This window comes from Halalkalibacter sp. HAAS-P014 (assembly GCF_056619965.1).
The window spans coordinates 103,327-120,910 of record NZ_JBWQTV010000015.1; the positions used below are offsets into that span (position 1 = coordinate 103,327).

Below are 17,584 nucleotides of genomic sequence, written 5' to 3' on the forward strand. Positions count from 1 at the left end.
AAAAGGTCTGAACTTGACCTTGGCACCCCTCTCTGTTGGCTTGAGACAGCTTCTTCTTCTTTTCTATTGCTGTTCATTCATTTTCTTTTTATACAAATCCTTGAGGTCATCCTGGCCACTTTGCTCCCATAGAGGAACCCCTGTGCGATAAGCAGCCCTTGCTAACATTAAGGAAGCAACAGGTGCCGTTAAGAAAACAAATAAGATAGCAAGCAAGATCTTTCCAGCAAATATTCCCTCAACGAACAGGAAGAAAAGGAATGTTGCTACCATAATGGAAATAACGCCGAGTGTTGCACTTTTCGTTGCAGCATGAGTACGTCCATACACATCCGGAAAACGAATTAACCCGATCGAACCAAGGAGGCTAAGGAAAGCCCCAATTATAATAAAAATCGTTAGAATAATCTCAATCGCGGTCAAAAACAACACCCCTTTCGATAAACTTTGATAAAGCAATGGTACCTACAAACGCTAGTATACTAATGACAAGGATGACTTCCGAATAGGCGAGTGTTTCTTGAACAATCATGAGTATACCAATAAATCCGATAAGGTTAATACCAAATGAGTCTAGTGCAAGAATTCGATCAGGCATTGAAGGCCCGATTACGGTACGGATAAAGCAGACGAATAATGACACTGACATCACTGCTAAAGCGATCATCATAATCGTATGAAACATTATTTCGTCACCTCCAAAATGGCACGTTCAAACGTGTTATGAATTTGACGAATCATTTCTTCTTTATTCGGTACGTCAAGCGCATGGATGTAGATATACTTGTTATCATCAGAAAAATCCATTGATAAAGTACCTGGTGTAAGCGAAACAAGAGAGGCGAGCAAGGTTAACTCCCACTCCGTTTCAAGCTTAGTCGGTACGGCTACGATACCGGGTTTGATATTCAATTTTGGACTAAGAATGATTTTTATTACATCAATATTGGCCTTTGCCAACTCCCAAAAGAATAACAATGTCAATTTGATAAATGCCCATACACGGCGAAAATAAAAATCAAATTGTAAAAAGCGTCTTAATACGAAAAGAATTAGGATCCCAATAACATAACCGACTAGAAAATCGACACCAGTATAGCTGTTTTGTAGAAAAGCCCAAATGAGCGCAATGACAATGTTTAATAATATTTGAAAGGCCATAGCAACTACTCCTTTAGAACAGATTCGATATAAATCGATGGATCTAGGATTTGTTCTGCCACCTGCAATGAGTATACAAAGATTGGTTCTGCAGCGAAACCAAGTACTATTGTCAGCGCAACAAGTGGAACAATTGGCAGAAGGAGTTTGCCAACTTTAATATTTGCCTGCTCTTCTGTATGTTTTTGTTCCCCCCAGAACGCATAAATGAAAATTTTCATCATTGAGAAAAGGGTTAACAGACCTACTGCAAGAGCAACAGCTGCGATTATATAGTTACCTTCTTCAAAACCAGCTAATATAATTGGAAACTTACTAAAGAACCCACTTAATGGTGGTATTCCTGCAAGTGAAATGGCTGAGATAAAAAACATCCAAGCGAGATATGGATGAGTTTTAAGTAATCCCCCCATCTTTTTTAGGTCTGTTGTTCCGGTGATTTTTTGAGCAGCGCCAGCAAATAGGAACAATGCAGACTTAACAATAATATGGTGCGCAATATAATAAATGGCCCCTGCAACAGCGAGCGTAGAATAGATTCCAAGCCCCATAACCATATATCCAACCTGGCTTATAATGTGGTATGAGAGGATTCGTTTGAAATCAAATTGAGAAACGGCTCCTAATACCCCAAAAATCATTGTAAAACCAGCAATTGTTACAATGAGCCAGTGGGTAAATCCTGGATCGTGTGTAAAGATTAGCGTGAAAGAACGAATAATCGCATAGATCCCGACTTTTGTTAGTAATCCACCGAATAACGCAGCAATTGCCGCTGGTGGACCATAGTATGAACGTGGCAGCCAAAAGTAGAGTGGGAATAAACCACCCTTCATTGCAAAGACAACGAAGAAAATGACGGCGATAACGTTCAATACACCAGTTTGTTCAAGCTCTCCAACTCTTTCGGCAATATGAGCCAAATTTAACGTCCCTGTTACAGCGTAAATGTAGGCAATACCAACAATAAATAACATAGACGCAAAAACGTTAATTGCCACGTATTTAAAAGATTCGCGTAGCTGATATTTCGTTCCACCCATAACAATAAGAACATAGGAGGAAATCAGCATAACTTCAAAAAATACAAACAAGTTGAAAAGGTCACCTGTTAAAAATGCACCGTTCACCCCTGCTAGTAAAAAGAAGTAAAACGGATAAAAGAAAAATTTCTCGCGCTCCGATGAGATCGTTTGAAAAGCAAAAAATAAACAGACAACCCCAACAATACTACTTAAGATTACCATCATTGTTGCAAACATATCTGCAACTAACACGATCCCAAATGGTGCTTGCCAATTACCTAGCTCTAGAACCGTAATTCCATTTTGGTAGACAACGGCTGCTATATAGATAGATAAAATCAGCATTCCAATCGCCGTGATTCCACTTATCACGCGTTGGATTTTGTGATGTTTTCCAAATAGGATTAAAATCGTTCCAATAATAAATGGGATTAGGATTGGTAAAATAATTAAGTTATTCATCAGCAGATCCCCTTAATTGGTCTAAATCATCAGTCTTATGTTCTTTATAAGTCCTGTAAGCAAGAACGAGTAAGAAAGATGTGACCCCAAAGCTAATAACAATCGCTGTTAGGATAAGAGCTTGTGGCAGTGGATCGGCATAAGCTTCAGATCCCAAACTTAACAACGGCGGTGTCCCTCTTTGTAAGCCAGCCATTGTTAACAGCAGCAAATGAGCTCCGTGTGATAATAGGATAAGTCCTAAAACAACACGTAATAAGCTTTTGGTTAAAATCATATATGTTCCGACCATAAAGAGGACCCCGACAACGATGGACATTAGTATTTCCATTATGCATCATCCTCCGCAATCGTTAGAATTATAATTAAAGCAATTGCAACAACGACTAAGTATATCCCAAGGTCAAATGGTAATGCAGTCGTTAATTCTGTCTCTCCTAAAATAGGAAGTTGATAGTACTCAAAAAACTGGGTTAGGAATGGGTAGCCAAACAACATACTAGCTACACCTGTTGCAATTGAAAGTAAAAGTCCAACTGCAATGATTGTAGTGTAGTTAAACGGCAATGCTTTTTTCATACTCTTTAGATCAAAACCTAGATACATTAATAAAAGAGCACAAGCAGTCATTAATCCCCCAATGAAACCTCCACCGGGGTTATTATGCCCGGCGAAGAATAAGTACACCGAGAAGGCTAGGATGATGAAAGTGATAACCCTAGTTAACGTATGAAGCATTAACTCATTCGATTTGATTTGTTTCTTCACACATCTTCCCTCCCTGTCATTCTGAGTTTAATAAGAGCTACAACACCGAGAGCAGCAATACCAAGCACAAGTACTTCAAGCAAGGTATCTAGTCCACGGAAGTCAACTAATATTACGTTAACCATATTGTATCCACCAGCTAACTCTTTTGAGTTTTGAATGAAGTATTCTGAAATTGCCTCAAAACCAGCTTCGTTCCCAAGAGCTGATGCACTAAAAGCAATGACTGTAACAAGGGCACCAACTGCTACTGATATGATCAAATTTACAATGTTGAAACGAGGTTTAAACGACTCTTTCCGAAGCTCTGGCAAGTGATAGAACACAAGCATAAAGAGAACAACCGTTACTGTTTCTACAAGCAATTGTGTTAACGCTAAGTCTGGTGCACGGAAAACGACAAAGAATAATGCTAATAGAAACCCGATAACACCAACAACAATAACCGCCGTTATCCGGTGATTGATAAAAGGTATAACGAGAGTTGCCCCAACAAAGATGATAACAAGGATCCACATAAAGGGATCAATGCCTGTGACATTTGTAGTATCAATCGCAAAGGCATCATAACGATACATCGTGTATCCAAATAGTAAAATCATGAACACACACATGTAAAGAAAGTAGTCACGTAAGAGCCCAGTCATTTGAATGCGTGTTGCAAACTGAGATCCACTAATTAAACCAGTTAAGGAGTGATCATAGAACCAGTTTAATGGATCGCGCTCCTTTTGATAGATAGCCATCTTTGCCCACTTTTTCATCATTAAGAAGATGATGGTACCAAGAACAACTACCCCAATCGTCATAAATAACTCAGCATTGAACCCGTGCCAATGATAAATATTTACATAGAACCTTTCGTCTGCACCTAAGAGACCAGGCAGGATTGCAGCCATTGCAGGTTCAATGAGTGTGTATGCAAGTAAGTTCGGGAACAATCCGAAGATTACTACTAAAGACCCTAAGATTATTGGACTTATTAACATTCCAATTGGTGCTTCATGGACATGTTTTACATCGTAATTCTCTGGTTTGAATTTACCAGTGAATGTTTGGAAAAACATTACTAAACAATAGACAAAGGTGAATACACTCGCAACCCATGCAAGAATCGGGAAGAGTATACCCCATGTTTGCATATTAAAAATGTTGAGTTCTGATGCATTTAATACACCAGTAAAAAACATTTCTTTACTTAGGAAACCATTAAATGGTGGCAAACCAGCCATTGAAGCGAGGCCGATTAACGAGATTGTAAAGGTTATAGGCATGATCGTCATTAATCCACCCAGTTTACGGATGTCACGTGTACCCGTCTCATGATCTATAATCCCAGCGGTCATAAACAAGCTACCTTTAAAGGTTGCGTGGTTAATTAGGTGGAACACAGCTGCAAGAATTGCTGTTGTATAAAGTGCTGTTTCATCACCGTAGCCAAAGTATAAAGAGGCAGATCCAAGGCCGAGTAAACACATAATTAACCCAAGTTGACTGATCGTTGAAAAAGCAAGTATCGATTTAAGGTCTTTTTGTCTAACAGCTGAAATCGAACCCCAAAGCAATGTAATAATCCCTACGAGGGAAAGAATCCAGAACCATTCTGCTGCCCCTCCAAAAACTGGAGTAAGACGAGCTACTAGGTAAATACCAGCCTTAACCATAGTCGCAGAGTGTAAATAAGCACTTACTGGTGTTGGAGCCTCCATTGCATCTGGCAACCAAATATGAAATGGGAACTGTGCTGATTTTGTAAAGGCACCAAGTAAAACAAGAAGCATAGCAGGTAAAAAGAGTGTACTTGTAGTTACTAGATCAACATTGGCAATGATTTCACGAATACTAAATGTACCCGTCATCACATAGAGAAGGGAGAAACCACCAAGCATTGATAAGCCACCAAATACAGTAATAAGCATTGACTTTTGTGCACCGTATGTTGACTTTTCACGGTGGAACCAATAGCTGATTAACAATGCAGATGAAACACTTGTAACTTCCCAAAATACATAGAGTACAATTAGGTTATCCGATAATACGACCCCTTGCATTGCCCCCATGAACATAAGCAAGTATACATAAAAGTTATTAAGCTTCTCTGTTTTCTTTGATAGATAATAGATCGAATAGAGAACAACTAATGTTCCAATCCCTGTAATGAGTAATAGAAACAGTAAACTTAATCCATCAACATATACAGTAAAATTAATCCCGAGAGAAGGGACCCAAGGGACAGTATACTCTATTACATTACCTGCAGATGTTACAGGTAAAAGTTGTATAAAGTAAATAAACAAGACTAGCGGGAGAACAAGGACAAACCACCCCGTATGTATTGGCCTTACGTACTTATACAAAAAAGGGATTAAAATGGCTAACAAAAACGGGGAGATTGTAGCCCAATGTAAAACCGTCAAATGACATACCTCCTTTTTAAGTTAAAAATAAAATGTGCTGAGCTTTTTTGACCTTTACTTTTTTCTTGTGTTTACCCACTTCAAATTAGCCTAGATAAAAGTATAACCTACTTTTTTTAAGCTTGCATCCTAGACGTTTTTAGCATTTGCGATTTTCTCAAAACTTATTAAATATGTAGAAATAAGATAAAAACAAACAAAAAAAATTTTTCTTTCATAAAAAAAATGGGTTTTTAGTTAATTGAATTTAGAAAATCTGGAAAAACTATGTATATTTTCTGCTTTGGTGCGACACTCTATAAACAAAGGTTAGTAAAGTCTTTTTAAGTGGAATCAAAGCAACATTCTAGGTGGAAATTGTGTCCTAAAACAGGAGTGACAACTATGAGTAATAAACAGAAAGGGTTACTAGCAGGTGGTATCTTTATCGTTCTCTTTTCAGGTGGGTGGTATGCTAACGAGTTTAACAATCGCGCAATTCATGAAAAAGGACTAGATGGGCCTGATAATGTGATGATTCAACAAGTACATGATCGTGATGTACCTACTACATTTCCATTTCAGCCAAGAGAGTACATCCGTATTGGAAAAAGTGTCCCTAATTAAAGATAAGTTTTATATGTACACATAAAAAGCAGCTATCACTTTAGGTAGCTGCTTTTTATTAGGTACTAAGAGGATAATTTTATTTTGTCAGAGAGAGAGCGCTTAGCTATTTCTACGCGTATTAATTCAATAAAGTCATGGTTAAGATTTAATTCTACTGCCTTGAAATATGTTTCAATTAAAAGTTCATCAGAAAGGTTTTTCATTTGTCCCTGTCATATTTTGACAGGTTCACCTCCTCCGTATAATTTGTCCACTTTTTTATCGTCATAGTTTTAATTTAACGTGAATATTCTAATAAGTTGTTTGTTGATTTAATCCTATCATGACTTCAGAAATAGAACAACTGTTCTACTTATCCACATTACTAAGTGGATAAGTTGTTAGTTCCCTGTTCATTACCAAATGAAACCTTTGTATCTATAAGGGGATACCGTGTATAAACTTATCCACAGGTGTTGGTTATTGGTTTTCTTTGTCGAAAAGTTTTTTTAAAAAAAGAAAAATATTACAAATTGTCGATATCGAAAAACCTTCTGTGTCTTACATCTTTATAATTTATTGAAAAAAAAAAGGACTAAATGTATAGTTAAAGCTTGGAAAGCTATGGTAACAGTTGCTAATTTTCAAGGGTACAACCGAGACGGCCCTTGTATTACCTGTAAAGGCAGTAGCCAAGTGTATGATTTAGCTTTAAAAATAAGGATGAAGGTTGTAATTGTCTCTAATAATAGAAGTATGAGAGTACGCAATATAGGAGGTACTATATGGAAGAAAGAAGATTAATATGTTCAGGTTGTGGTGTAGCTATTCAATCCGACGATAAGGATAAATTAGGGTACGCACCGAAATCGGCACTAAAGCGAGATGTTTTAATTTGTCAGCGCTGTTTTCGTTTAACTCATTATAATGAGGTGCAAGATGTTTCATTAACGGATGATGATTTCTTGAAAATTTTAAATGGATTAGGGCAGAAAAATGCATTGATAGTCAAAATTGTTGACATCTTTGATTTTACAGGTAGCTGGTTACCTGGACTTCATCGCTTTGTAGGTGGAAATGATGTGTTATTAGTTGGAAATAAGGTAGACTTATTACCAAAGTCTTTAAATCACAATCGTTTAGTTAATTGGATGAAAAAATCGGCAAAAGACCTTGGTTTAAAACCGATCGAAGTACTGTTGATGAGTGCTGTTAAAGGCAATGGAATAGGAGAAGTTGCTTCCGAGATAGACCGTCTTCGTAATGGGAAAGATGTCTATATTGTCGGATGTACAAACGTAGGGAAATCAACTTTTATAAACCAGATGATCAAGACATTTGGAGGAGATACAGAACAATTAATAACGACTTCCCATTTTCCTGGTACAACATTAGATATGATTGACATTCCGTTAGAGGATGGTCGCGCTTTATATGATACTCCGGGAATTATTAATCACCATCAAATGGCTCATTATATAAATAAAGAAGAGTTAAAGGTCATTACTCCCAAAAAAGAAATCAAGCCAATGGTCTATCAACTGAATGAGGGACAGTCTTTGTTTTTTGGAGGATTAGGCCGTTTTGATTTTGTAAAAGGAGAACGCACATCTTTTACCTGTTATTGTTCCAATGATTTGCATATTCACCGAACGAAAAGGGAGAAAGCGGACGAACTATATCAAAATCATTTAGGAGAATTACTTACACCTCCTGGCCAGAACAACAAAGAACTACTTCCACCACTTGTAAAGCATACTTTTCGTATTAAAGAAAAGAAAGTCGATATTGTCTTCTCAGGCCTAGGCTGGGTGACGATAAATGGGGGAAATATTGAAGTTGAAGGGTATGCGCCCAAAGGAGTTAATGTAACCATTAGAGAATCAATCATTTAGTTTATGGAGGGAGGAGAAAGAGGATGGGGAAGATTTATGGATTATTAGGCCATCCAGTTGGGCATTCGATGTCCCCACTTATTCATAATGATGCGTTTAAACGTGAAAGAATTGATGCGAGTTATTATGCTTTTGACGTGAAACCTGAAGATGTAAAAGAGGCAGTTAACGGTATAAAGGCATTACAAATTGCAGGATGTAATGTTACAGTTCCTCATAAAATAGCTGTGATGGACTTTTTAGATGAAGTGGATGAGGAAGCTAAACTTATCGGTGCTGTAAATACGATTGTTAATCAGGCTGGAAAGTTAATTGGATATAATACAGATGGCCGTGGTTATGTTCACTCTTTAATAGAAGAAACGAAAGAAGATTTCTCTGATAAACGCTTCTTAATCGTTGGTGCCGGTGGTGCTGCTAGGGGTGTGGTAACGGCTTTATTACGAAACGGGATTGGGTATTTGGCGATAACAAACCGAACGCTTGAAAAAGCAGATTCATTAATGGATCTGGCGAAAAAATTTGATGTGCCGGCAGTTGCAATTGATCGTTACGAGGCTGAAAGAACTTTAAGTGAATTCGATGTAGTTATTAATACGACCTCTGTCGGGATGAGCCCGAATATTGATGAAGTCCCACTTGCGCTCGATAATTTAAAAAAGGGTACTATTGTAAGTGATCTAATTTATAACCCGCTGCAAACTTCTCTATTAAGGGAGGCAAAAAGTCGAGGTGGGATAGCATTAAATGGCATTGGAATGTTTGTGAACCAAGCGGCTTTATCGTTTGAACACTGGACTGGAAAGATGCCAGATCGAGAAAAAATGAAAGAAATCGTATTAGAACAATTAGGAGGAAGAAAATGTTAACAGGTAAACAAAAAAGATTTTTACGTTCAAAAGCGCACCATTTAAATCCAATTTTCCAAGTGGGAAAAGGTGGAGTGAATGAAAATATGATTAAACAGATTGCTGAAGCACTAGAAGCTAGAGAGTTGCTTAAAGTAAGTATCTTGCAAAATTGCGATGAAGACAAAGATGAAGTGGTCGACCGGCTTATTCATTCAATAGAGGCTGAACTAGTTCAAGTAATCGGAAACACAATTGTGTTATATAAAGAGTCAAAAGAAAACAAGGTATTAGTACTCCCTTCTTAAGAGGATAATAGTAGGAGAGTGAGAATGATGAAAAAAATTGGAGTGTTCGGTGGTACATTTAACCCTCCTCATATAGGTCATTTAATTTTAGCTCAAGAGGTCTTATTTTCTTTTGAACTAGATGAGATATGGTTTATTCCTGTAAATGTCCCTCCACATAAGGAAAGGGACAATCTTGCTTCAAATCAGGATCGAGTCGATATGCTAGTTAGGGCAACCGAGAATCATGAACATTTTCATGTAAATACAATTGAGTTAGAGAGAGAAGGTCCTTCATATACTATAGATACAATGAGACAATTGAAGCAATTGTATCCTAAATATGAATTTTACTTTTTAATTGGGGGAGATATGATTGAGTATCTTCCTAAGTGGGAAAAAATAGATGAGTTACTAAAATTGGTTACATTTATTGGTGTTGAGCGGCCAGGATCTTCTTTAAATTCATCAGACTACTCCAAGTTTGTCCAACTTACGGAAATGATGCAGATTGATATCTCATCATCAGATATTCGTCAAAGAGTACAAGAAGGTAGGCCGATAACGTATTTGGTTCCTAGTGAGGTAGAAGTATTGGTGAAAGAGAGGTCATTGTATGAACCGAGAACAAGCGCTAGCAATGGTAAAACTTCAACTTACTGACCATCGCTATGAACATACACTAGGAGTTGTTGATACAGCAATTGAACTTGCTCAACGTTTTGGAGCTGATAAAAAAAAAGCAGAGCTAGCAGCTATTTTCCACGATTACGCAAAGTTTCGTGATAAGGAAGAAATGAAATCATTAGTTAAGGAGAAACTAGAAGATCAATCAATTCTTCATTATGGTGACGAACTCTTACATGCACCATGTGGAGCTTATTTTGTAAAACATGAAGTGGGTATTTTAGACCAGGAAGTTTTAGATGCTATATATTACCATACAACAGGTAGACCAGAAATGACTCTGTTAGAAAAAGTAGTGTTTTTGGCTGATTATATAGAACCAGGAAGGAAGTTTAAAGGTGTCGAAGAAGTGCGCAAGCTTGCTCAAGAAGACTTAGACAAAGCAATCCTTCAAACATTAGAAAACACAATTTCTTTTTTAATGAGAAGAAGACAACTTGTGTTTCCTGATACATTAGCAACCTATAATAGGATACTAAAACAAAAAAAGGAGAAGTGATAGTAGTGAATGAATCGTCAACATTGGCTCTAGCGGTAAAAACAATTGATGATAAAAGGGCAGAAAATATCATAGCTTTAAATATGAAAGGTGTATCATTAATAGCAGATTATTTTGTTATCTGCCACGGGAATTCGGACAAACAAGTGCAAGCGATTGCTACTGAATTGAAGAAAGTTATGCAGGAAGAAGGAATAGAAATTAAACGTCTAGAAGGTATCGATCAAGCTAGATGGGTATTAATTGACTTAGGCGATGTTGTAGTTCATGTTTTCCATAAAGATGAGCGCGTGTATTACAACTTAGAAAAACTTTGGGGAGATGCTCCAACAGTAGAATTAGAAGGGGTCTTAGGTTAATGGAACTAAAACCTGGTTATAACGTCAACCTTGAGGTTGTTAGAAAAGCAAATTTTGGCTATTTCTTAAGTGATGGGAACATCGATATTCTTTTGCATGATCGTGACATAACAAGTGAACCGAATGTCGGTGATCGTTTAGATGTATTTCTATATCATGACCACCAAGGCCGGTTAGCTGCAACGATGGAAAAGCCTTTTTTGGAAGTTGGCGAGGTTGCTTGGCTTGAGGCTGTGGAAGTAAAAACTGGACATGGTGTTTTTTTTCATAATGGTATTTCTCGCGATTTATTTTTATCGATGGACGAATTGCCATATGATAGAGAAATGTGGCCTCGCCCCGGAGACAGACTCCCCTTATCTTTGACATGGGACAAAAAGGGTCGGTTAATGGGGAAACTAGTTAAAGGAGAGCCTATAGAAAAAACAGCTGTAAAAGCGAATCAAGAAATGATGAATAAAGAAGTAAGTGGACATGTATATCACTTTCTTGATGAGGGTGCCCTTCTATTAACAGATGAAGGATATATTGCTTTTATTCATAACGATGAAATGGTGCGTACGGTAAGATATGGGGAGTATATTCAAGTTCGGGTACAATTTGTTCGTGATGACGGACGAATCAATGTAACAATGGCCCCTTTGCGGTCAGAACAACAAGAAGAAGATGCAGATCGTATATATGCGTTTTTGAAAGACCGTGGAGGCTCAATGCCTTATGGAGATAAATCACCACCAGAGGATATTGAATTGCGATTTTCGATTAGTAAGGCGAAGTTCAAACGTGCTCTAGGAAAATTAATGAAAGAAAAAAAAATAGAACAACGAGATGGTTGGACGCACCTAAAGAAATAGGAGTAGTGAAAGGAGTCGTTATGAATTATCAAGCTTTTGCTACTTTATATGACACGTTAATGGCTGATGCACCTTATCAAAAATGGATCCAATATGTTTATGATCAAGTTAACACTAATCATTTAGAAGGCTTTAATGTTCTTGATGTTGGTTGTGGTACGGGCGAACTAGTACTTTCTTTTAACCAGGCAGGAGCGGATGTTGTTGGACTTGACTTATCCGCAGAAATGCTTACAGTCGCTAAGGAGAAATGTGAGCGTGCTGGTTTTTCGCCCCTTTTAGTTCAACAATCGATGACTGAAATTGAGGGATTGGAGCAATTTGATATTGTGACTGCCTTTTGTGATTCAGTAAACTATTTGGAGACCGAACAGGATGTCCAAAAAACATTTGCAAGCATCTATAGACATGTAAAAAAGAACGGTGTTTTTTTGTTTGACGTTCATTCTGTTTGGAAAATTAAAGAAGGATATATTGGGAAGACTTTTGCAGAAGATGCAGATGAAATTGCTTATATTTGGACATCTTTTGAAGGGGTTTATCCAAATAGTGTTGAACATGAACTAACATTTTTTGTGAGGAATGATTCTGATCAATATGAGCGTCATATCGAATTACATAAGCAGCGAACGTACTCAATTGAACAATATAAAAAGTGGCTTGAAGAAGCTGGTTTTTGTGATATAGTAGTGCATGCTGATTTTGAGGCAAAGCCTCCCGTGGAAAAAAGCGAACGGATTTTTTTCTGTGCACGGAAAAAATAAAAGGAAATAGGATCGGCGATGACGAATAAAAAAGGAAGAGCAAAATGCTCTTCCTTTTTTATTATTATTTTTTAGAAAATGCCTCGGAAATTAATTCTTGATCCTCATAGTACTTTGCATGTGTTTGCTGAAACAAATGATCAAACATAGAACCAATTTCAGCTTCTAATACTTTGATCCCTTCTCCTGTAATTCCTCCAGGAACACAGACCCTTTTTTGCAATGTCGGTAATGTGTAATGGCCTTTTTCTAGTAATTTTCCCATGCCAATTATCATATTTGTTGCAAGGGTTGTCGCGTCTTCTTGAGAGATATCCGTTTGTCTTTCGGCTCCATCAATAAAGCGTTGAATCAGGTAACTAAAAAAAGCAGGGCCACAGCTAACAATATCAGATGATACCCTTGTAATGGTTTCATCAATTACTAAAGGTTCTGAAATTGCCGACATGAGATTAGTCACAAATGCACGGTCATCTGCTTGACACCGTTCACCAAAGCTTAATAGAGAAGGCCCTGTTAGTGCGCGATTTAATATACTTGGAATGGCGCGTGCGACTTTGCAATCAACCATTTCTTCTAATTGTTCCACTGATATCGGACTAGTGATAGAAATTAATAATTTGTCTGCTTGACATACGGGAGAGATCTCACGTAAGACATCTGGAAATTGTAAAGGCTTTGTGCATAGAAAGATTACATCTGCATCCTGGACAACAGAAGTGGCATTTGGCGCAATAGTAAGCTCCGGGAATCGCTCCCTGAGTACCTCAGCCTTTGACTTGTTACGATTGGTAATGATTATTTGTTGCGAATCAATTGCACCTGATTCAATAAAGGATTCAAGTAAAATTGTTCCCATACTTCCTGTACCAATTAATCCAATTTTCAAGATTAGCCCCTCCTTCAACAGTAATCTTAGTCACGAACACCGTTATGACTAAACGTATGAAAAAAGAAGGGAGGTTATGCCATTAATTCTTTTGAGGGTTTAAATATTTTACAATCATGTCAGGTGTAACGTTTTTACGAGGTGGGAACTGAAATTTCATTGCAATGTGATTCATTTCTTCAGTAATCTGATTGATTTCATTTGTTTGAATTCCTTTACCTGACTTCGCATGTTCCAAAACAGCCTCAATTGCGCGTTCTCTCGCTGCATCCAATGCAAGGAATTGTTTTTGTGCTTCGCGATGCTTTTTTACTTGCTCCGCAATTTGTAAATGTACAGCCATTTGTTACCTCTCTCCTTTGGTGTTTTCCATTAGTGTTTGTCTATAGCTAAATAAATAACTATTAAATAAAAAGGTTGTGAAAAAACTTGTTAAGTAAACTAAAGCAAAAAGTAAATGTTTTTAACTTAATCGGGGGTGTACTATTAGTCAGTTTAGTATTGTTTTTGTATTTTAGCAATCCTAAAGAAGAAGAAGTTCTGATTGATTGGGGGGAATTTCACCAAGAGATTAAATCTGGGGAAGATATTGAGGGACTAGCTACCGGAGAAGAAAGTACTGTTTTGGTTATTGATGTTAAAGGGGCGGTTGCCGATCCTGGAATTTATGAGTTGCCAATAGGATCGAGAGTGTATACAGCTATTGAAGAAGCTGGTGGTTTCTTAGAAGAGGCAGATGAGGTGAGACTAAACCTTGCTCAATTGCTTTATGATGAAATGGTAGTTTATGTGCCGAACGTCGGTGAAGAAATGATAGAAGCTCCTGTAATGGCTACTTCGTCCCAGAATGGTGAGGGAAAGATCGCAATTAATCGTGCGGATGCTGTTGAGCTTGAACAGCTACCGGGTGTTGGACCTGCAAAAGCGGCTGCAATCATCAGTTATCGTGAGGAACATGGTACGTTTAAGGGCGAGGATGATCTATTGCAGGTATCCGGAATAGGTCCAAAGTCTGTTGAAAAACTAAAAGATCATTTAACGTTTAACTGAATGTTGGCATTGACGTAATAGTTCCTTTTTTCTAAACTAGCTATAAGAATATGTAGGAGGCTAAAGACGTGCAAAGAATTTCTTGGGATCAATATTTTATGGCTCAGAGTCATTTGTTAGCATTGCGAAGTACATGTACAAGACTTATGGTTGGTGCCACAATAGTAAGAGAGAAACGAATTATTGCAGGTGGATATAATGGATCGGTATCAGGTGGAGCGCACTGTTCTGATGATGGGTGTTATGTCGTGGATAATCACTGTATCCGAACGATTCACGCAGAGGTGAATGCACTCCTCCAATGTGCTAAGTTTGGAGTTCCGACTGAAGGATCAGAAATTTACGTCACCCATTTTCCTTGTGTCCATTGCTCTAAGGCGATTATTCAAGCTGGAATTAAAAGTGTCTATTACGCTAATGATTATAAGAATCACCCATATGCAGAAGAAATGTTCCATGAAGCAGGTATTAAGGTATTACAAGTAGAGTTGGATGAGATGAGCCTTGACCAACATCACATTGATAAAATGAAATTTACTGCTGAACTTCTAGATAAATTAGAACAAGCAGGTACTCCAACAGAAGAGCTTCACAAATTACGAGATCAAGCTAACGCATTATTTACACACAGTTTTCTAAGGGGGTGAGTGAGCATTTTTCACCTCTTGCCTCTCCTTCCTATTGCCGCTACACTAGGACTCTTTTTATCCCTTCGCGGATCCAGTATTCCTTATGCTTTTACTGTAAGTTTATTTCTTTTGTTTTGTCTGTATCGACAGGAGCTTTTTAAGGAAAAGCTCTTGCTCGTATCATTTACCTTTCTGATTTATTACTTTGTTGGGGAATATGCTATTAATCAACAAACAACCTCTTATCATGCAGGAGACCAGACCCTTTATGGAACTATTCAAACCACTCCTGTTATAGACGGGGATTCTATGTCTTTTCGCTTTATAACTGATAAAAATGAAAAAATCCAAGTACACGCTTATCTTTATGATGAAAGTGAAGTTGAAAAAATGCGACTTCTTTATGTGGGAGATACATGTAGATTTAGTGGCACACTTTCTTCTCCGTCGCCACCAACCAATTTTGGCCAATTTGATTATCACCGTTATTTAAAAGAGCAAAATATTTTTTGGATTTTTCGTCCTGATCAAGCAGGGATTTATTGTAGTGCGACTAATGATCTTGGCTTCTTCATGAAGCTTAATCGCTTGAGGCAGGAACAATTAAAGCAAATCGAGCAAAACATAAATCAGGATTTAGTTGGGATTATGAGTGCTCTGTTATTTGGTGAAAGAATGATGATGGAAGGTGAACTACTAGAAGCATATCAGAGGCTTGGGGTTATTCATTTACTCGCAGTTTCTGGATTACATGTAGGCATGATTGTAACGGCAACTTTTTATCTGCTCCTACAAATAGGTATAACAAGGGAGCGCTCGATCGAATGGTTGCTTGTAGTCTTACCATTCTATATTATCATTGCGGGTGCAGCTCCTTCAGTTGTGCGAGCATCGATTATGGCAATGGTTGTTCTTATTTTTATGAGAATGAAAACTCGTATTCCACCACTTTTTGGCATCATTGCCGTCTATCTTGGTTACCTCATAATTGATCCGTTTGTTATTTTTCAATTAGGTTTTCAATTGTCTTTCTTAGTTTCATTTGGACTGATTTTGTCGGCACCTACAGTACAATTACGTTATCGGTCTGCTGTTGGGAAGCTATTAGCTATTACCGTCATTTCGCAAATTCTTTCGTTCCCAATATTACTACAACAGATGTATGAAATCTCACTTCTTAGTATTCCACTGAATATCCTTTATATCCCATTCATCACCTTAGTTGTACTACCTCTAACTTTTATTTCTTTTATTTTATCCTTTGTTGTGCCAACTATTTATAATATCCCGTTAAGGATTCTAGAGTTAGTAGTACCTGTCATTCATGATTGGCTTATCCGGGTGTCCCAATTAAAAGGTGTTACATTTATACTTGGCAAACCGTCTATTTTCTTGATGTTTTGTTTTTATGCGTGTATTAGTTATGGTTTTTTGAAATGGGAAAAGGGTGATTGGTTTTGGTGGAGAAAGCCAATTATTTTACTCGGGTTAGTGTTTATGATTCAACTGGTACTGCCTTATGTCGACTCTAGAGCGAAAGTAACAATGATCGATGTCGGTCAAGGTGACAGTTTTTTAATAGAACTCCCTTACCGTAAAGCGATTTACTTAATTGATACAGGTGGGACTATCTCTTTTTTTAATGATGAGTGGCGAATAAGAAAAAGACCTTTTGAGGTTGGTTCAGATGTTATCGTACCAGCACTCAAGTCTCGTGGAATTAGAAAGATTGATCGTTTAATCTTAACACATGGACATTTCGATCATATCGGTGGGGCTAAGGCTATAGGAGAGTCGTTTACGATTGAAGAAGTGTTATACAGTAAAGGGCCGGTTGACGGGGAATTCGAGCGTGAACTGTTGAGTCGTTTGGTGGGGCATGGAAGTCATATTCAGTTTGTGGAAAGAGGGATGAGTTGGTTAGAAGGAGAAACTGAATTTTCTGTATTATCTCCAGTAGGAATGGAGTCCGATTTGAATGCAAGATCTATTGTACTTTATATGAAGCTGTTTGGGGTTGCTTTTTTGTTCACAGGGGATTTAGAAGAAGACGGAGAACGTAGGTTGGTGGCTAACTATCCTCATTTAAAAGTAGATGTATTAAAAGCTGGACATCACGGAAGTCGAACTTCAACGACTGAGACGTTTCTAGAACAGTTAGAACCTAAGATTGTCTTGATCCCTGTGGGGCGTAATAATCGATTTAATCATCCACATATGGAAGTAATAGATCGGTTAGAAGAAGCGAACATTGCTACTTGGCGAAGTGACTTAGATGGGGCTGTTGAATTAATAGTAAGAAATGGCAAGGTGAAAATAAGAACAGCATTAGAAAGGTAATATTAGATAGCAAAGAGGATGGCTCTAAGAGACTAAGCTTATAATAGCCTATCTTGAGCCAT

General features: G+C 37.7%; 22 protein-coding genes. 12 read left to right on the forward strand and 10 right to left on the reverse strand.

Translation table 11 applies throughout. The features are described 5' to 3' along the window. Nucleotides 1-63: 63 nt before the first annotated feature. From mnhG to AC1FXZ_RS12520, 7 genes are read right to left on the reverse strand one after another with little or no spacing between them, the layout of a single operon-like run. Nucleotides 64-423 carry a monovalent cation/H(+) antiporter subunit G gene (mnhG, locus tag AC1FXZ_RS12490; protein WP_480054085.1) on the reverse strand — a complete coding sequence of 120 codons (360 nt, stop codon included), beginning with the start codon at nt 421-423 and terminating at the stop codon, nt 64-66. Then, nucleotides 410-685, reverse strand: coding sequence for a Na(+)/H(+) antiporter subunit F1 (locus AC1FXZ_RS12495; protein WP_480054087.1), 276 nt, complete (start codon nt 683-685; stop codon nt 410-412). The genes mnhG and AC1FXZ_RS12495 overlap by 14 nt, the downstream gene beginning before the upstream one ends. Continuing rightward, nucleotides 685-1,161 (reverse strand): Na+/H+ antiporter subunit E, encoded by a 477-nt coding sequence (locus tag AC1FXZ_RS12500; protein WP_480054089.1) that lies wholly within the window; start codon nt 1,159-1,161, stop codon nt 685-687. The genes AC1FXZ_RS12495 and AC1FXZ_RS12500 overlap by 1 nt, the downstream gene beginning before the upstream one ends. A 5-nt stretch (nt 1,162-1,166) precedes the next feature. After that, nucleotides 1,167-2,648: a Na+/H+ antiporter subunit D gene (locus AC1FXZ_RS12505; protein WP_480054091.1), complete on the reverse strand. Its 1,482-nt coding sequence runs from the start codon at nt 2,646-2,648 to the stop codon at nt 1,167-1,169. Further along, nucleotides 2,641-2,979 (reverse strand): Na(+)/H(+) antiporter subunit C, encoded by a 339-nt coding sequence (locus tag AC1FXZ_RS12510; protein ID WP_480054093.1) that lies wholly within the window; start codon nt 2,977-2,979, stop codon nt 2,641-2,643. Before AC1FXZ_RS12510 ends, AC1FXZ_RS12505 begins: the two co-directional genes overlap by 8 nt. Next, nucleotides 2,979-3,416, reverse strand: a complete 438-nt coding sequence (locus tag AC1FXZ_RS12515; RefSeq protein ID WP_480054095.1) for a Na(+)/H(+) antiporter subunit B — start codon at nt 3,414-3,416, stop codon at nt 2,979-2,981. Before AC1FXZ_RS12515 ends, AC1FXZ_RS12510 begins: the two co-directional genes overlap by 1 nt. Continuing rightward, complete coding sequence (locus AC1FXZ_RS12520) at nt 3,413-5,833, reverse strand: Na+/H+ antiporter subunit A (protein WP_480054097.1); 2,421 nt, start codon at nt 5,831-5,833, stop codon at nt 3,413-3,415. The genes AC1FXZ_RS12515 and AC1FXZ_RS12520 overlap by 4 nt, the downstream gene beginning before the upstream one ends. A 384-nt stretch (nt 5,834-6,217) precedes the next feature. On the opposite strand from AC1FXZ_RS12520, the gene AC1FXZ_RS12525 reads away from it, so the two are divergent. Continuing rightward, a complete protein-coding gene (locus AC1FXZ_RS12525; protein WP_480054099.1) occupies nt 6,218-6,439 on the forward strand; it encodes a hypothetical protein in 222 nt (73 codons plus the stop codon). Between the two features lie 65 nt (nt 6,440-6,504). Here the strand turns inward: AC1FXZ_RS12525 and sda are convergent, their stop codons facing one another. Then, nucleotides 6,505-6,645 carry a sporulation histidine kinase inhibitor Sda gene (sda, locus tag AC1FXZ_RS12530; RefSeq protein ID WP_480054100.1) on the reverse strand — a complete coding sequence of 47 codons (141 nt, stop codon included), beginning with the start codon at nt 6,643-6,645 and terminating at the stop codon, nt 6,505-6,507. 561 nt (nt 6,646-7,206) lie between these two features. Between sda and yqeH the strand changes: the two genes are divergently transcribed. Genes yqeH through AC1FXZ_RS12570 form a run of 8 tightly spaced genes read left to right on the forward strand, consistent with a single transcriptional unit; the run spans nt 7,207 to nt 12,614 of the window. After that, nucleotides 7,207-8,316, forward strand: coding sequence for a ribosome biogenesis GTPase YqeH (yqeH, locus tag AC1FXZ_RS12535; protein ID WP_480054102.1), 1,110 nt, complete (start codon nt 7,207-7,209; stop codon nt 8,314-8,316). Between the two features lie 23 nt (nt 8,317-8,339). Continuing rightward, nucleotides 8,340-9,185 carry a shikimate dehydrogenase gene (gene aroE, locus AC1FXZ_RS12540; protein ID WP_480054104.1) on the forward strand — a complete coding sequence of 282 codons (846 nt, stop codon included), beginning with the start codon at nt 8,340-8,342 and terminating at the stop codon, nt 9,183-9,185. Next, entirely contained in the window at nt 9,179-9,472 is a 294-nt protein-coding gene (yhbY, locus tag AC1FXZ_RS12545) for a ribosome assembly RNA-binding protein YhbY (protein WP_480054106.1), read from the forward strand. The genes aroE and yhbY overlap by 7 nt, the downstream gene beginning before the upstream one ends. Nucleotides 9,473-9,499: 27 nt before the next feature. After that, on the forward strand, nt 9,500-10,114 hold the full coding sequence (locus AC1FXZ_RS12550) for a nicotinate-nucleotide adenylyltransferase (protein WP_480054198.1): 615 nt from the start codon (nt 9,500-9,502) through the stop codon (nt 10,112-10,114). After that, a complete protein-coding gene (yqeK, locus tag AC1FXZ_RS12555) occupies nt 10,068-10,637 on the forward strand; it encodes a bis(5'-nucleosyl)-tetraphosphatase (symmetrical) YqeK (protein ID WP_480054108.1) in 570 nt (189 codons plus the stop codon). Before AC1FXZ_RS12550 ends, yqeK begins: the two co-directional genes overlap by 47 nt. A gap of 5 nt (nt 10,638-10,642) precedes the next feature. Further along, on the forward strand, nt 10,643-10,996 hold the full coding sequence (rsfS, locus tag AC1FXZ_RS12560; protein ID WP_480054110.1) for a ribosome silencing factor: 354 nt from the start codon (nt 10,643-10,645) through the stop codon (nt 10,994-10,996). Further along, the gene (locus AC1FXZ_RS12565) at nt 10,996-11,850 is read left to right on the forward strand and encodes a CvfB family protein (protein ID WP_480054112.1); all 855 of its coding nucleotides are present in this window, start codon (nt 10,996-10,998) and stop codon (nt 11,848-11,850) included. The genes rsfS and AC1FXZ_RS12565 overlap by 1 nt, the downstream gene beginning before the upstream one ends. Nucleotides 11,851-11,870: 20 nt before the next feature. Next, entirely contained in the window at nt 11,871-12,614 is a 744-nt protein-coding gene (locus AC1FXZ_RS12570) for a class I SAM-dependent DNA methyltransferase (RefSeq protein WP_480054114.1), read from the forward strand. A 64-nt stretch (nt 12,615-12,678) separates the two neighbouring features. Here AC1FXZ_RS12570 and comER read toward each other — a convergent pair whose 3' ends face one another. Next, complete coding sequence (comER, locus tag AC1FXZ_RS12575; RefSeq protein ID WP_480054116.1) at nt 12,679-13,503, reverse strand: late competence protein ComER; 825 nt, start codon at nt 13,501-13,503, stop codon at nt 12,679-12,681. Nucleotides 13,504-13,585: 82 nt separating this feature from the next. Further along, nucleotides 13,586-13,846 (reverse strand): DUF2533 family protein, encoded by a 261-nt coding sequence (locus AC1FXZ_RS12580; protein WP_480054118.1) that lies wholly within the window; start codon nt 13,844-13,846, stop codon nt 13,586-13,588. An 86-nt stretch (nt 13,847-13,932) separates the two neighbouring features. Here AC1FXZ_RS12580 and AC1FXZ_RS12585 point away from each other — a divergent pair, with 86 nt between their 5' ends. The 3 genes from AC1FXZ_RS12585 to AC1FXZ_RS12595 all read left to right on the forward strand — a co-directional run bounded on the left by AC1FXZ_RS12585 (nt 13,933) and on the right by AC1FXZ_RS12595 (nt 17,522). After that, entirely contained in the window at nt 13,933-14,553 is a 621-nt protein-coding gene (locus tag AC1FXZ_RS12585) for a helix-hairpin-helix domain-containing protein (protein ID WP_480054120.1), read from the forward strand. Between the two features lie 68 nt (nt 14,554-14,621). Then, entirely contained in the window at nt 14,622-15,200 is a 579-nt protein-coding gene (locus AC1FXZ_RS12590; protein ID WP_480054122.1) for a ComE operon protein 2, read from the forward strand. Then, a complete protein-coding gene (locus AC1FXZ_RS12595; protein WP_480054124.1) occupies nt 15,201-17,522 on the forward strand; it encodes a DNA internalization-related competence protein ComEC/Rec2 in 2,322 nt (773 codons plus the stop codon). The last annotated feature ends 62 nt before the right edge of the window (nt 17,523-17,584 follow it).